Annotated in this window: 12 protein-coding genes and 2 pseudogenes; 6 read left to right on the top strand and 8 right to left on the bottom strand. The window is 71.2% G+C overall.

The annotated features are described in order from the left end of the window. Window positions 1-116: 116 nt before the first annotated feature. Window positions 117-935 (top strand): methyltransferase domain-containing protein, encoded by an 819-nt coding sequence (locus V1460_RS13725; protein WP_338674005.1) that lies wholly within the window; start codon window positions 117-119, stop codon window positions 933-935. A gap of 59 nt (window positions 936-994) precedes the next feature. After that, the gene (locus V1460_RS13720) at window positions 995-1,354 is read left to right on the top strand and encodes a VOC family protein (RefSeq protein ID WP_338674004.1); all 360 of its coding nucleotides are present in this window, start codon (window positions 995-997) and stop codon (window positions 1,352-1,354) included. 160 nt (window positions 1,355-1,514) lie between these two features. On the opposite strand, the gene V1460_RS13715 is transcribed toward V1460_RS13720, so the two are convergent. Beyond that, window positions 1,515-1,781, bottom strand: a complete 267-nt coding sequence (locus V1460_RS13715) for a DUF1049 domain-containing protein (RefSeq protein ID WP_338674003.1) — start codon at window positions 1,779-1,781, stop codon at window positions 1,515-1,517. 294 nt (window positions 1,782-2,075) lie between these two features. Here V1460_RS13715 and V1460_RS13710 point away from each other — a divergent pair, with 294 nt between their 5' ends. Then, complete coding sequence (locus tag V1460_RS13710; RefSeq protein WP_338674002.1) at window positions 2,076-2,837, top strand: GntR family transcriptional regulator; 762 nt, start codon at window positions 2,076-2,078, stop codon at window positions 2,835-2,837. A 324-nt stretch (window positions 2,838-3,161) separates the two neighbouring features. Next, window positions 3,162-4,277 (top strand): adenosine deaminase, encoded by a 1,116-nt coding sequence (locus V1460_RS13705; protein ID WP_338674001.1) that lies wholly within the window; start codon window positions 3,162-3,164, stop codon window positions 4,275-4,277. Window positions 4,278-4,411: 134 nt separating this feature from the next. On the opposite strand, the pseudogene V1460_RS13700 reads toward V1460_RS13705, so the two are convergent. The 4 genes and pseudogenes from V1460_RS13700 to V1460_RS13685 all read right to left on the bottom strand — a co-directional run. Next, a pseudogene (locus V1460_RS13700) lies at window positions 4,412-4,649 on the bottom strand (LD-carboxypeptidase); the annotation flags it as partial. After that, entirely contained in the window at window positions 4,646-6,646 is a 2,001-nt protein-coding gene (locus tag V1460_RS13695) for a prolyl oligopeptidase family serine peptidase (RefSeq protein WP_338674000.1), read from the bottom strand. The gene V1460_RS13695 and the pseudogene V1460_RS13700, both read right to left, overlap by 4 nt. A gap of 11 nt (window positions 6,647-6,657) precedes the next feature. Beyond that, window positions 6,658-8,013, bottom strand: a complete 1,356-nt coding sequence (locus V1460_RS13690) for a M20/M25/M40 family metallo-hydrolase (RefSeq protein WP_338678037.1) — start codon at window positions 8,011-8,013, stop codon at window positions 6,658-6,660. A gap of 31 nt (window positions 8,014-8,044) precedes the next feature. Next, the gene (locus tag V1460_RS13685) at window positions 8,045-8,878 is read right to left on the bottom strand and encodes a M55 family metallopeptidase (RefSeq protein ID WP_338678036.1); all 834 of its coding nucleotides are present in this window, start codon (window positions 8,876-8,878) and stop codon (window positions 8,045-8,047) included. Window positions 8,879-9,368: 490 nt separating this feature from the next. Here V1460_RS13685 and V1460_RS13680 point away from each other — a divergent pair. Next, window positions 9,369-9,694, top strand: a pseudogene (locus V1460_RS13680) (LLM class flavin-dependent oxidoreductase); the annotation flags it as partial. A 28-nt stretch (window positions 9,695-9,722) separates the two neighbouring features. Here the strand turns inward: V1460_RS13680 and V1460_RS13675 are convergent. Both V1460_RS13675 and V1460_RS13670 read right to left on the bottom strand, forming a co-directional pair. Continuing rightward, the gene (locus V1460_RS13675; protein ID WP_407077449.1) at window positions 9,723-12,233 is read right to left on the bottom strand and encodes an MFS transporter; all 2,511 of its coding nucleotides are present in this window, start codon (window positions 12,231-12,233) and stop codon (window positions 9,723-9,725) included. 292 nt (window positions 12,234-12,525) lie between these two features. Further along, on the bottom strand, window positions 12,526-12,969 hold the full coding sequence (locus V1460_RS13670) for an SRPBCC family protein (protein ID WP_338673999.1): 444 nt from the start codon (window positions 12,967-12,969) through the stop codon (window positions 12,526-12,528). Window positions 12,970-13,461: 492 nt separating this feature from the next. Between V1460_RS13670 and V1460_RS13665 the strand changes: the two genes are divergently transcribed. Further along, on the top strand, window positions 13,462-13,872 hold the full coding sequence (locus V1460_RS13665; RefSeq protein WP_338673998.1) for a RidA family protein: 411 nt from the start codon (window positions 13,462-13,464) through the stop codon (window positions 13,870-13,872). Between the two features lie 11 nt (window positions 13,873-13,883). Here the strand turns inward: V1460_RS13665 and V1460_RS13660 are convergent, their stop codons facing one another. Then, entirely contained in the window at window positions 13,884-14,480 is a 597-nt protein-coding gene (locus tag V1460_RS13660) for a HEAT repeat domain-containing protein (RefSeq protein ID WP_338673997.1), read from the bottom strand. Between the last annotated feature and the right edge of the window lie 93 nt (window positions 14,481-14,573).

The raw sequence follows: 14,573 nt of genomic DNA, 5'->3' as shown, positions 1-14,573 counted from the left end.
ATGATTCGACTTGAAGGGCGTACGGTGGTGGTGCGGCCGCTTTCCCGGGTCCATGCCGCGATCCGCGTGAAGTCTGCCCGTCCGCAACCGACTTGAGGGAACGGAGTGCGAGGACCATGACCAAGGGAACCGCTGCCACCGCCGTTTACACCCATGGGCACCACGAATCGGTACTGCGCTCGCACCGCAGCCGTACTGCCGCGAACTCCGCCGGCTATCTGGTGCCGGAGCTCAGGCCGGGACTCGACGTACTGGACGTGGGCTGCGGGCCCGGCACCATCACGGCCGATCTGGCTCTGCTGGTCGCACCGGGCGCGGTCACGGCCGTCGACAGCGAGCCGGGGGTCCTGGACGCGGCCCGTGCGGTGGCGTCGGAGCGCGGCCAGGACAACATCGCCTTCGCCGCCTCAGATGTCCACGCCCTGGACTTCCCGGACGACTCCTTCGACGTCGTGCACGCGCATCAGGTGCTCCAGCACGTCGGCGACCCGGTACTCGCCCTGACCGAGATGCGACGGGTCTGCCGGCCCGGCGGACTCGTCGCGGTCCGCGACAGCGACTACGGCTCGTTCAGCTGGTATCCGGAGGTGCCGGGCCTGGACCGCTGGCTGGAGCTGTACCAGCAGGTGGCCCGTGCGAACGGCGGGGCACCGGACGCCGGGCGCCGGCTGTACACCTGGGCCCGAGCGGCGGGCTTCACCGACATCACCGCGACCGCATCCGCCTGGTGCTTCGTCACACCGGAGGAACGCGCCTGGTGGAGTGGGCTCTGGGCGGACCGTACGACCCAGTCGGACTACGCTCGGCTGGCTGTCGGCGGAGGCCACGCGAGCGCCGCCGAGCTGGCGGCCGTCGCCGAGGCCTGGCGGGAGTGGGGGCGCCGGGAAGGAGCGTGGTTCGGCGTTCCGCACGGCGAGCTGCTCTGCCGCGCGTAGCCGCGGTCCGTCCGGGGATCGATCAGCATCGCATCGATCGCCCAACTACCCTGCTGCGCATGCAGATCATCGGAAGCACACTACGCATCTACGTCGCCGACCTGGACGCCGCGGCCGACTTCTACGAGCGCCTGACCGGGGCCACCGCGCTGCGCTTCGCGCGCGGTGGCGTATCCGTCGCCGCGGTGAGCTGCTTCCTCCTGATGAGCGGCCCTGAGGAGGAGATCGACGTGCTCCGCAAAGTCGCGGCCACCATCGCGGTGGAAGACGTGGACGAGGCACGTGCCGCCCTGACCGCGGCCGGTGCGGCCGTCATCGCCGGTCCGGTGGCCACGCCGGTGGGCCGCAATCTCATCGCCGCACACCCGGATGGCTCGGTGTTCGAGTACGTCGATCAGAAGGCCGCGGCCGCCGGATAGCCGCCCGCGGCGGTCCACGTCCTGTCGCGCCGCATCGCGCGGTCACGGCCTGCCGGAACTCCGGGCCTCCAAGGCCGCAGGGCCGACGGTCGTGCCGGCGTTGGCGTGGAGTCCGGATCGGCGGGCATGAGGCAGGGGCGGCCCCGGGCGTCCCGCCCCGTCATCTGCCTCGGCGACCGAGGTAGAGCGCCGCGCAGAGCGCGCCCAGGACCGCCGCGGCGAGCAGGGCCAGATAGAGCGGCATGACCACTTCGGGGATCAGCAGTCTGACCGTGACCTTGCGGGTGTTCTCGAAGATGAAGACCAGCGTGAGCGCCGCAATCACCAGGAAGAGGATCCTGCGGGGCGTGAAGCGGCCGTGGGTGCCGCCCGCGCCCGCCGGATGGCCCGTTCCCTTGCCGCTCCTCGATCCGCCCTTGGGACTCATGGGACCAGGATGGACGGATCCTGGCCCCATGAGGCTGCTGGGCGGGCCGAACGGGTGAAACGCTCCTCCAGGAGCCGCCGAAACCGCCTGAGTCCTGTCCGAGGGCGGCCCGCCGAGTATCATCGCCCACCCTTGTCAGACAAGAAAGAAAGCGGCACCAGACTGACATCTACCTGCGTAGACCCGCAAGGCCCTGCTGACCGTGAACTACGGTGGGTTTCTCGACGGCGGAGGTGTCGGCGACAAGCCGCCACGCCCCAGCAGTGAGCAGACAAGCAAGCCCGGGGAGTCACAGTGGTAGTCAGCGGACCGGCGAGCGAGCGGCAGCGCAGGCCGGTGGTCATCCTGTACGAACGCATCGCAGACGCCATCCACGAGGGCACCTATCCGCCGGGATCCACGCTGCCGTCCGAGCCCCGGCTCGCTGCGGAGCTCGGCGTCAGTCGGCCCGCGCTGCGTGAAGCGCTGCTGCTGCTCCAGGAGGACGGGCTGCTCACGGTGCGCAGGGGTGTGGGAAGAACAGTCAACGACCAGCAGCCGCGACGCGGGTTCGAACAGATCCAGCCACTGGAGGAGCAGCTCGCACCGGGTGGTGCGCCGCTGCGGGTGAGAGCGCTGCTGCGGACCGTCGAGGAACCCACCGACTTCACCACCCAGCATCTGCACGCACCGGCCCGTGCGGAGCTGCGCTTCTGGGAGTCCCTGCTGACGGGTGACGGTGCGGCGGCGGCTCTCAGCCAGGAGTGGGCCGCGGCGGACGAGGTGCTGGCACGGGCGCACCCGGCGTTCGCCGACGCGCTACGCGCGACCGAGACCGAGCGGACCTCGATGCTGGCGGTGCTGGCGGGGGCCTCCCGGGGGCTTGCGCTGACCGCCCACGCGGGGGTGACGGCGACCTCGCTCGGACAGCGGCGCGGCGCTCAGCTCGACCGGCCCGCGGACACCCCCGCCGTACTCGTCACCCAGGTCGTACGGGCGGGAGACATCCCGATCATGGCCGCCAAGCACATGCTGCCGACCGGTGCGCCCGCGCTGTCCGTGGTGCAGTCGAGCTGACGCCGCTCGGCCCGCGACACGTGGCTCGGTCGAGCCGGACCCAGGGCCGCGGGCCGCACAGGTCCGAGCCGTAGGCCGAACGGGTCCGAGTCGTGGATCCGGCTCACCCGCGAGCGCCCACAGCCGGGCGGACGTCGCGCCGCTCGGATGCGGGACCGACGGATGACCTGCCCCGGCCGGTGCGGCCTCCACCCAGGCCCGTGCGGTCCATGCGCTCGGACCGGCCACCGCTGTGCCCACCCGGCAGCGGGGCGCGGGCCGAGCCGCCCCGCCCTACGGACCGTGTAGGGCGCCGGGAGCCTGGGTGCCGTACACTCCCGCTGCATGCACTTGTCTGACAACTCGGCGGCCGACCCCGCCACCCGCCTCGCCTCTGTCGCCGACTGGATCGTCCGCGCTCCCAAGGCCGTCCTGCACGACCACCTCGACGGTGGTCTGCGTCCCGCCACGATCATCGAGCTGGCTCGCGAGTGCGGCTACGGCGACCTCCCGTCCGAGGACCCCGATGCCCTCGCCGTCTGGTTCCGCGACGCCGCGGACTCCGGTTCGCTGGAGCGCTATCTGGAGACCTTCGCCCACACCTGCGCGGTCATGCAGACCCGCGAAGCGCTGTTCCGGATCGCCGCCGAATGCGCCGAGGACCTGGCAGCCGACGGAGTCGTCTACGCCGAAGTGCGCTACGCCCCGGAGCAGCACCAGGAGCGCGGACTGAGCCTGGACGAGGTCGTCGACGCGGTCAACGAGGGCTTCCGCGAGGGCGAGCGCCGTACGGGTGGCAGGATCACCGTCCGCGCGCTGCTGACCGGTATGCGTCACACCCAGCGCTCCTTGGAGATAGCCGAGCTCACGGTGGCCCACCGGGACCGCGGGGTGGCGGGCTTCGACATCGCCGGCGGCGAGATCGGCAACCCCCCGGCCAACCACCTTGCCGCCTTCCAGCACCTGAAGCGGCACAACTGCCACTTCACCATCCACGCGGGTGAGGCCGTAGGCGCCGAGTCCATCCACGAGGCGGTCCAGGTCTGCGGCGCCGAGCGGATCGGCCACGGTGTCCGGATCACGGACGACATCCAGGTGGCCGACGACGGCACGGCCGTCCTCGGCCACCTCGCGGCGTACGTCCGCGACAACGGGATCACGCTTGAGGTCTGCCCGACCTCGAACCTCCAGACCGGTGCCGCGAAGGACTACGCCACGCACCCGATCGACCTGCTTCGCCGGCTCGGCTTCCGGGTCACGCTCAACACGGACAACCGCCTGGTCTCAGGTACCACGATGAGCCGCGAATTCCAGCACATGGCGGACGCGTTCGGCTACGGTCCTGAGGTCTTCGAGCAGTTCACGGTCGCCGCCGTCGAGTCGGCCTTCCTGCCGCTCCCGGAGCGCCGCCGCATCATCGAATCGGTGATCCGGCCCGGTTACGCCGCGCTGAGTCGCTGACCCGGTGAGCCGGACCGCCGAGCTGCTCGGCCGAGCGCTCGGTACCGCTGTCACGTCACCCCCCATGCGGGCGCCGGCCCGAGGCCGGCGCCACGGTGGCGGGACCGGGACGATGGGTATGGCTCCTCCCCGGTGTCCCGGGCCCGCGCCGCGTCGTCACCCGCGAGGTACCGCAACCGCTGGTGCACGTCGAGGACGTGCGGCAGTACGACCGGTTCCAGGTCCCGGCCGCGCAGGATCGTGAAGGCCCTTGTCCAGCCGATCCGCCGGTACGGGGCCGCTGGGAGCGGCGATGGCGACCCGGTCGCCCGGGCGCAGCCGCGTGGGCCTGGCGAGGGCCCGTGTCGCCGCGCCCGCACGCTCCTCGTTCACTTCTCCAGCCCGAGCACCGGGACGTCCCCACGCGGGGTGCCGAAGGTCTGCGCGTACAGGGACAGCTCTGCCTCAAGGGCGCGGATGAGCGTCTGCGCTCGCCGGAAGCCGTGGCTCTCGCCCTCGAAGGCGAGATAGGCATGGGGTGTTCCCCTCGCCGCGAGCAGGGCGATGAAGCGCTCGCTCTGCGCGGGCGGGCAGATGGGGTCGTCCAAGCCTTGGAGCAGCAGCAGGGGTACGTCGATGCGGTCGATGTGTTCCAGCGGAGACCGTTCACGGTAGCGGCCTGGCATCTCGTCGAGCGGCCCGATCAGCGAATCCAGGTAGCGGGACTCGAAGTCGTGCGTGCCGTCACCGGCCCATCCGAGCAGGTCCAGTACCGGGTAGCGGATGGCTCCGCAGGCGTAGACGCCTGTGCTGGTGAGGGAAACCGCGGCGGTCCAGCCGCCCGCGCTGCCGCCCCGGATCGCCAGCCGGTCCGGGTCGGCCGTGCCCTCGGCGGCCAGCGCTTCGGCGACCGCGGCGCAGTCCTCGACGTCGACCACGCCCCACTGTTCGCGCAACCGCTCGCGGTATTCGCGGCCGTAGCCGGTGGAGCCTCCGTAGTTGACCTCGGCGACGCCGATGCCCCGTGAGGTGAAGTAGGCGATCTCCAGGTCGAGGACGAGCGGGGACCGCCCCGTCGGTCCGCCGTGCGCCCATACCACGTACGGCGGGAGTTCGTCGTCGGGCGCGACACGGTCCGGGCTGTGGGGCGGATAGACATGGGCGTGGATCTCGCGGTTCTCGGGCCCGGTGAAGACCCGGATCTGCGGCTCGGGGTAGTAGGCGGGGTCCACCCGGTCGTCATGTGCCGCGCCGATGACGCGTGCCCGGCCGGTGCGGATGTCGAGCTCCACGATCTCGTAGCCGCTGCGCGGGCTCGCCGCGACGCCGACCACGCGGGTGCCGTGTGTGGCGAGCGTCGGCGTCCACTCGGTCCAGGGGCCCGCGGTGTCGACGAGTTGGCCGGTCTCGGGATCGAGTATGCCCAGCGAGGTCGCGCCCTTGCCGTGGATCGCGGCGACGAGCCCGTTCTCCAGCGGCTGGAACCAGCTGAGGCCGAGCTTCCACAGCGGCCCGCCGAACTCCTCGCCGCGGCCTGGGCACAGTGCCGTGGCGACGGCGCCGCGTCCGTCGAGGTCCCCGGCCCGGATGGCGTACGGCTCCCACCAGCCGCCCGCGTCCGACACATAGAGCAGTGAGCCGTCCCTGCTCCAGTCGACCTGGGCGACCGACTCGTCAGCACCGCCGGCGACCTGGCGAACCGCGCGGAAGGGGTCTGTGCCCGCGACCTCGCCGAGCATCACCTGGGTGCCTTCCCAGGGCATCCGCGGGTGGTCCCACGCGATCCAGGCGACGCGCCGCCCGTCGGGTGACAGCCGGGGTCCGGTGACGAAGCGGTGCCGGTCGTCCGTCAGCTCCCGTACGGCGGTTCGGTCATCCGCCGCCGAACCGTCGAGCGGTACGGCGGTGATCACCCGGCGTACATCGGTGGGGGCCTCGCCCGTGAACTCCTCAAGCACGCACCAGACTTCACCGCGATCGGAGTGGATCACGGGATCGGCCCAGCGCAGCCCGTCGCCCACGTCCGACACCGGGGTGAGCGGTCGCGGCCGTGTGCCCGCGTCGGGCTCGTAGGCGTAGAGGCGCTGGTCGTCGTGGTGGACGAACACGACGAGGGGGCCGCCATCCGCACTTGGCACCCCGGCCCAGGGCATGCCACCGTACTCCATCACCCGGCTGCGTACGTTCCACGGAACGGGAAGGACCGTTTCCTCGGTGCCGTCGGGTCTGCGTCTCACCAGGGTACGGCGGCCGTCCTCGGTGGGCCGCGGCGCCGTCCACCACACCTCGTCCCCCACCGCGCCGACGAATTCGGGCCGCCCGTCGTTCGAGGCGGCGAGCGCGGCGTCGATCGGCGACGGCCAGGTCCCGTAGGCCCCCGTGGGTACCATTCCCCATCCCCCTAAGCGGACTTGAGATAGCGGTCGAGTACGCGAACACCGAAGTGCAGTGCGTCGACGGGGACACGCTCGTCGACACCGTGGAACATCGCACCGTAGTCGTAACCTTCGGGCAGTCTCAGCGGCGAGAAGCCGTAGCCGGTGATGCCGAGCCGGGAGAACTGCTTGGCGTCGGTGCCGCCGGAGGTGCAGTACGGCACGACGTGCGCGCCGGGGTCGAACGCCTTGATCGCGGAGCGCAGCCGGGCGAAGGTCGGAGAGTCGACAGGCGCTTGGATTGCCACCTCCCGGTGGATGTACTCCCAGTCCACACAGGGGCCCGTGAGACGGTCGAGCGTCTCACGGAACTCGTCCTCGGTGCCGGCCAGCACACGCCCGTCGACATAGGCGACGGCTTGTCCCGGGATCACGTTGACCTTGTAACCGGCTTCCAGCATGGTCGGGTTGGTGCTGTTGCGGATGACCGGTTCGACGAGCTGGGCCGCCCTGCCGAGCTTGGCCAGCAACGCGTCCACCTCGGGATCGGCGGCGTCCAGGTCCGGGGCGATCCCGTGCACGGCGGCGAGCTCGGACAGGGCCGCACGCACCGTGGGAGTGAGCCGCACCGGCCACTCGTACTCCCCGATCCGGGTGATGGCCGAGGCAAGCCTGGTCACCGCGTTGGTCCGGTTGACCTTGGAGCCGTGGCCCGCCCTGCCTTGGGCGGTCAGCTTCAACCAGGCGGTGCCACGCTCGCCCGCCCCGATGGGGTAGAGCATCACACCTGGTGAGGCGTGGAAGCTGAAAGCCCCTGTCTCGCTGATGCCTTCGGTACAGCCTTCGAACAGCTCGGGGTGGTGGTCGGCGAGGAAGCCCGCGCCGTCCTCGGCACTCGCCTCCTCGTCCGCCGTGTACGCGATGACGATGTCGCGGCGCGGCCGGGCGCCCGTGCGACGCCAGGCACGAACCACCGCGAGGACCATGGCGTCCATGTTCTTCATGTCGACGGCGCCGCGCCCCCACACGACACCGTCGCGGACCTCACCGGAGAAGGGGTGCACGGTCCACTCCGCGGGATCGGCGGGTACGACGTCGAGATGACCGTGCACCAGCAGCGCGTCCGCTGACGGGTCCGTGCCCTCGATCCGCGCCACCACGTTCGTCCGGCCGGCCGTACGCTCCAGCAGCAGCGGTTCCAGGCCCGCGCCGGCGAGCCGCTCGGCGACGTACTCGGCGGCGGGACGCTCGCGGCAGTCCCCGCCGCCGCGGTTGCTGGTGTCGATGGGGATCAGTTCCGAGGTGAAGGCGACCACCTCATCGAGCGCGAGATCGTCGACACCACTGCTGACATCGCCGCTTTCGTATCCGCCGGTGCTCATGTGCGCGATTCCCGGCTCCTGGGGTCTCACATCAGCCATACTGCTCCTCCACCGCGGCCGAGACGATCGTCGTGACCGCCTTGAACGTGCGAATGGCTTCATACATCGTCACGCTTGTATACGTGATGCGGCGCTCACCGCTCAGCGCCACCGATGGCACGACCGTCGCGGCACCCGCGAGATGCTCGGCGTCGAACTCGACTTCCACGGTGAACGGCCCGCCCCGCACAGGCTCGTGGCGCACGGCGAGCGCGGTGGCCGCCTTGGCCGCGGCGCGGATCTCGGCGGCGGTTCGGGAGGGTGTACGGCATACGGCGGCGTAGCGCGAGACATGGTCCTTGACGGCGACCGCCTGCGCCTCGGGTGCGTACCCGAGCGCGTCCTCGCAGGTCAGGTCGTCGCCGGTGACGAGAACGACCGGCACGCCGTATTCGGCGGCGACACGGGCGTTGAGCAGTCCCTCACCGGCGCGGTCGCCGTTCAGCCAGACACCTGTGATCGAGTTGGCGAGGTAGGTGTGGGCCAAGACGCCCTGGGTGCCCGCTCCCGTGTGATAGCCGACGAAGGCGACACCGTCGACGTCGCCGTGCTGCACACCTTCCACCATCGACAGCGTCTTGTGTCGCCCGGTCAGCAACTCCGCCCGTTCGTCCAGCAGTTCCAGCAGAAGATTGCGCATGCTCCAGTGCGCCTCGTTGATGACCACCTGGTCGGCGCCGCCGTCGAGGAAGCCGAGCACGGCGGCGTTCACATCGGAGGTGAACAGCGGACGGCAGCGCTCCCACTGGGGGGTGCCGGGCAGTACGTCACCGGGCCAGGTGACACCCGTGGCGCCCTCCATGTCGGCGCTGATCAGGATCTTCACTGGCATCTCCGCTCCACGGCTCCGCCGCTCCATCGTTCGTGCCGTTCTCCCGCGCATTGTCGCCCGGCACCGGCCGTTCACCCGTACCGCCACTGCCTACCCGGCGCGTCGCAGCCTCAGCCATCCCGCAGGGGTGGTTCGTACTCGCGTTCACTCCCCATCCGCTCCAGGGGTCACAGTCCTTGGCCAGTGCACCCCCCGTAATCGGGCCGCACCCCATGCGGAGTCCGCCCCCCGCGCCCGATCCGCCGCCCGCAGAACCGTAGGACTGGGCGAGGACGGCGCCCACGGACCCCCTGCCGCACCTCGCACGGACACCGACGGTGCGGCTGATTCCGGTGAGGTGCTCCCGCTGTTTCCGGCCATGACCGGGGTATCGCGTCGGCATGAATTCGCCGGTAGCCGCGCGACCGGCGCTGCCGGTGCCGGTCCGCTCTCCGCTCCGTCCGGCTCCATCCGGCTCCATCCGGCTCCATCCGGTCGGAGGCTGTCCAGGCTCACCCGCTACGGCCGGAGCAGGGAGGATCTCAGGATCCTGCCGGGCACCTGCCCCGTGATCGGCTCGACAGAGGCGGAGGCTCGCGCGCCCGAAGCGGAGCTGACCGAGCTCCAGGTGCCGGAGTACGGACTGGCCCAGCTCAACATCATGCCGCCCCACCTGCCGGGCGGGCTGGACGACTTCGTCGACCATGTGGTGCCGGAACTCCAGCGCCGGGGCTGTTCCGCACCGCATACACGGGCAGGACCCTGCGCGAGCACTACGGCTTGCCCCGGCCGGCACCCCGTACGGACCCGGCGGCCGCCCGCTCGGCGTGACCGGCGTCGGACCGGCGAGCGGGAACCGTCAGTCCTCGTGGCCCAGTTGCAGATCGCGCTCGGTGCGCCCGCCGCCCGCGACCTGGAGCACCGTCGCCACCGGCGGATAGCCGGCCGCGATCACCGTGTACTCGCCCGATGACAGGTCCACGAAACGGAAGGTTCCGTCGGGGCCGGTGGTGAGGGTGTCGACGACATTGGCGGCGGCATCCAGCAGGGTCACCCGCGCGTCCTCGACGGACCTGCCGTCGCCGGCCCGCACCGTACCCCGCAGCACGGCGCCTCCGGCGAGTTCGATGTCCTGGCGGGTCTCACGGGATGCCTGGACGCTGACAGGGAGCGCGGCGGGACGGAAGGCCGGAGCGCTGGCCGCGAGGGTGTACTCGCCCGCCACCAACTCGGCGATGACATATCCGCCTTCCCGTCCGCTGCGGGTGCCGGCGACCACTTCACCGCGTACATCGGTGAGGGTCACGGCGGCATCGCGCACCGGGGTGCCGTCGGCGGTGACGACCGTGCCCGCAAGCCGGCCCGCACCTCCGAGGACGACATCGAGTTCGACCGGCCGTTCGCCGACCGTGACCGCCATGGCCTGGGGCTGGTGGCCTCCGGCGGCGGCGATGAGCACATACGAGCCGGATCCGGGCACGCTCAGCGCGTACCGTCCGTCCTCGCCGCTGCCACCACGCCCGATCTGCCTGCCGTGCACATCGATGAGGGTGAGTGCGGCACGTGGGACTGTGCTGCCGTCGTGGTGCTGGACGGTGCCGCACACCGGGACTCCCGCGGAGCAGGCCGGCGCGGCCGGGCCGGACCCGGCGGGACGGTGTGTACCGCGGGCGTGCGGTACGGACATCGGCTCGGTGGCGGTAGGGGCGTTGTGGGACACCAGCGGTTGCTCCTTGAGGAAGAAGGCGAGGACGAGGCCGAGGACGAGCACCGGCACGAGATAGAGGAAGATCCGCGGCATCGCGTCCGCGTAGGCCTGGACGTAGCCCTCGCGCACGGCGGCGGGCATCGCGTGGACGAGCTGCGGTGTGATCGAATCCGGGTCGGGCAGTCCGGCGCCGCCCGCAGCCCCGGTTCCCGCCGCCGTCCCGGCCGGGAACCGCTCGGCCAGCGCGTCGGCGAGCCGATCGGCGAACAGGGTGCCGAAGACGGCGGCGCCCACACTTCCGCCGATCTGTCGGAAGTAGTTGCTGGCGCTGGTCGCGGTGCCGAGATCGGCCGGCGGCACGGCATTCTGCACGGCCACGATCAGCACCGGCAGGACCAGACCGATCCCGATGCCGAGCACGGCCTGCCACACGGAGTGTTCGAGTCGGGGAGTATCCACGTCCAGTCGCGACAGCAGCCACATCCCGACGGCCGAGACCGCGCTGCCAAGCACGGGGAAGACCTTGTAGCGCCCGGTACGGCTGATGAGCTGTCCGGACACCACGGACGCCACGACGATGCCGCCCATCATCGGGAGCATCAGCAGCCCGGACTCGGTGGCGCTCGCGCCGTCCACCATCTGGAGGAATGTGGGCAGATAGCTGGCGGCGCCGAACAGCGCCACGCCGACGACCGCCCCGGCCAAGCTGGTGACGGCGAACACGGGATCGCGGAACAGCCGCAGCGGGATGAGCGGTTCGGGTGCGAAACGTTCGGCGACAAGGAAGAGCAGGGCGCTCGCGACCGCACCGGCGGCGAGGCCCGCGATGACCCGTGAGCCCCAGGCGTACTCGGTCCCACCCCAACTGGTCAGCAGTACGAGACAGGTGGAGGCGCAGGTGAGCATGAGCGTGCCGAGCACGTCGAAGCGGGCCCGAGCCGCCGGTTTCGGCAGCTTCAGCACCATGGCGACAACAGCGAGTGTGACCAGCCCGAAGGGCACGTTGATGTAGAAGCACCAGCGCCATGAGACGTGGTCGGTGAAGAAGCCGCCGAGCAACGGGCCGGCCACGGAGGCGATACCGAAGGCGGCGCCGATCAGCCCCATGTAGCGCCCGCGGTCCCTGGCCGGGACGATGTCGGCGATGATCGCCTGCACGCCGATCATCAGGCCGCCGGCCCCGATTCCCTGGACCGCGCGGAAGGCGATGAGCTGATCCATGGTGCGCGACCAGCCGGCGAGCGCCGAGCCGATGACGAAGACCAGGATGGCGAACTGGAACACGCCCTTGCGGCCGTAGAGGTCGCCGAGCTTGCCGTAGACCGGCAGCCCGACGGTGGCGGTGAGCAGATACGCGGTGATCGACCAGGACATCCGGTCGAGGCCCTGGAGTTCCCCTACGATCTTCGGCAGGGCTGTGGCGACGATCATCTGCTCAAGCGCGGCGAGCAGCAGCGCGAGCATCAGACCGAAGAACACCAGCCGGATCCGGCGGGGGCTGAGGCCCGCGGTGGCCGTGTCCCGCGGATCGCCGCCGGCCGGATCCCCCGGTGCGCCATGGGCACGTTCCGGCAGCGGCTGCGGACCGGAGATCGGGTGGTTCAGGACTTCGCCCGCCGCCTCTCCGCTCCGGCCGCCCGTCACCAGCGTGATCCCACCCACTACTGCTCCCCTCGTCGCGCTGCGCGGCGCCATTCTTCGCATCGCGCGCGAAGTCGGGGCAAGCCGGGAAAGCCGGGGTAGTGGGGCGTCAAGGGCGGCCGGGACCGGCGCGCAAGGGCGCACGGACGGCGCTCATCAGGCGCTTTCCCTGGCAGCCGGTGCGCCGGACGCCAGGGAGGGCGGCGGGGAGAACCACCCGAAGCGGTGACGCTCAAGCACGGCAGACGGACCGGTAACTTCATTGTGGCGCCTGCTACTTGCGGCCGCTTCGGACGGTTCCGCTACTTCGTGGCTACTTCTCGAGCTCGGTGGCGAGGTTGGCGAGGAGCTCGTCGTAGATCCGGGCAAGCCCCTTCGGCGCGAACGTCCGCTCGAAGAATCCGCCGATGCCGCCCGCACCGTTCCAGACGGTCGTCACGACTGCCTTGGCCCGACCCTCACCGGCCGGGGTGACCGTCCAGGTGGTGACCATGGAGGAATTTCGGTCCTTCTCGACCAGCTGCCCCTCGCTCGGCTCGGTCACCTCCAGCAGGCAGTCACGGACACGCTTGCTGGTGGCCTGGAGCTTCCAGTGCACGAGGGTGCCCGCCCCGTCACCGCCCTCGCGCACCTGGTACTCGCTGAAATGCCCGGGCAGGAGCTTCGCGCGGGTGTCCTTGTAGTCGGCCAGCGCGCCGAACACGGCCTCCGCGTCCGCCGCGATGATCCGCTCCGTCGTGGCCTCTACCTGCGCCATGCCTCTTCCTCCAGCACTCGGTTCCGTCAGGTGGGCCAAGCCAATCACCTCCCGTACGGCCCTCCAAATCCGAGGCCGAAGCGATCAAGGGCCTGCCGTGCTGCTCGATGCGACCCGCCACCGACGACCGTGATCCCTGCCGCGGCCGTCCACGAACTGATCACCGCGACCGCCCCCGGCGCCGACCGCGATACGGTCGCCGGTGCCCTCCGCTGGTCGGCGCCCCACCGTCCCCCCTCGCTCTCGCCCGCGCCATCGACATCGCCGCCGGAATGGCAGCGAGCCGCCGGGGCCTGGGGCGCCTACGCGGCCGGGGTCAGCCGCTGCCATGACATCCGAATCCACAGGCACACAACGGCGGAGGGGGCCGCCGCGGCGGATCCCTCCGGGACGGATGTGGCGAGCCGTGCGTTGCACGGTCTGCTCGGTCCGGGAATCCCGGGGCCGGGTACTTGACGCGTGGCTCGTCGGGGCGTGCGCCAGGATGGGGTGATGGAGAGCCGACTGACTCATGTACCCGCCCCTGAAGGGGTGTTCCCCGCCACCGCCTATACGCACGTGGTCGCCGGGACGGGCCGCTTCGTGGCCGTGTCCGGCCAGATCGCCCTGGACGAGAAGGGGGAACTGGTCGGTGAGGGGGACCCGGCCGCCCAGGCCCGGCAGGTGTTCGGGAATCTGCGCCGCTGTCTCGCCTCGGTCGGCGCCGGATTCGAGCACGTGGTCAAGCTGACGTACTTCCTGACCGACACGGCGTACCTACCCGCGGTACGCGAAGCCCGGGACCTGCATCTCGATCCCGATCGGCTCCCGGCGAGCTCAGCCGTGCAGGTCGCCTCGCTGGTCGATCCCCGGTTGCTGATGGAGATCGAGGCTTTCGCGATCGTCCCGGACTCCGCTCGGTAGCCGCGTACGGTTCAGGGAAGCCGCCCGAGTGCCGCCGCTGCGGCAGCGGACAGCCGCGGGTGGGCGCGGGCGGCTTCAAGCACCGGCCTGGCGCGCTCGTCCGCGAGCGCGCCCAGGCCCTCGATGCAGGCGAGCGCCACCCGCCAGTGCGGGTCGCGGGGGGTCAGCCTCCGGCTCAGCACGGTGATCAGCGCCGGAACGGACTCGGGTGCCCGCAGCGCGGCGAGCAGGCGTACGGGTACGAGGGCGTAGGCGACGCGCAGTTCGTTGGTGGCGAGCGCGGCGGCGGCCGAGGCGGTACGCGGGTCACCCAGCCGTTTCAGGGCGTGGGCCGAGCACACGCAGCGCTCCGGGTCCCGGTGGTTGAGCAGCAGGACGAGTGACTCGAAGGCCCGTCGGTCGCCTGCGCAGCCGAGGCGGTAGGCCGCGATCTCGCGGGCCCATAACGGGTGTCGCGGCTCGGTCAGCACGACGGCCAGCGCGTCGGGGTCGTCGGTGGCGTCGGCGGCGGTCAGCAGCAGATGCAGTTCCTCGTCCGCCGGTCCGGACAGTTCTGCCCGGGTGCGCAGCGCCAGGTCTGCGAGGTCGGCGTCGTCAGCGGCGTCCATGCGCAGCAGCGTAGGCCCGCGGGGAAGATCGCCGAGCGGGAACGCGTACGGTCGGGGCGTACCCTCCGCTCGCCCGCGGCGGCGCAGATCACA

Origin of the sequence: Streptomyces sp. SCSIO 30461, from assembly GCF_037023745.1 — a bacterium.
In the GTDB taxonomy this organism is placed as follows: Bacteria; Actinomycetota; Actinomycetes; order Streptomycetales; family Streptomycetaceae; genus Streptomyces.
This window is presented reverse-complemented; position numbering and strand designations above follow the sequence as displayed.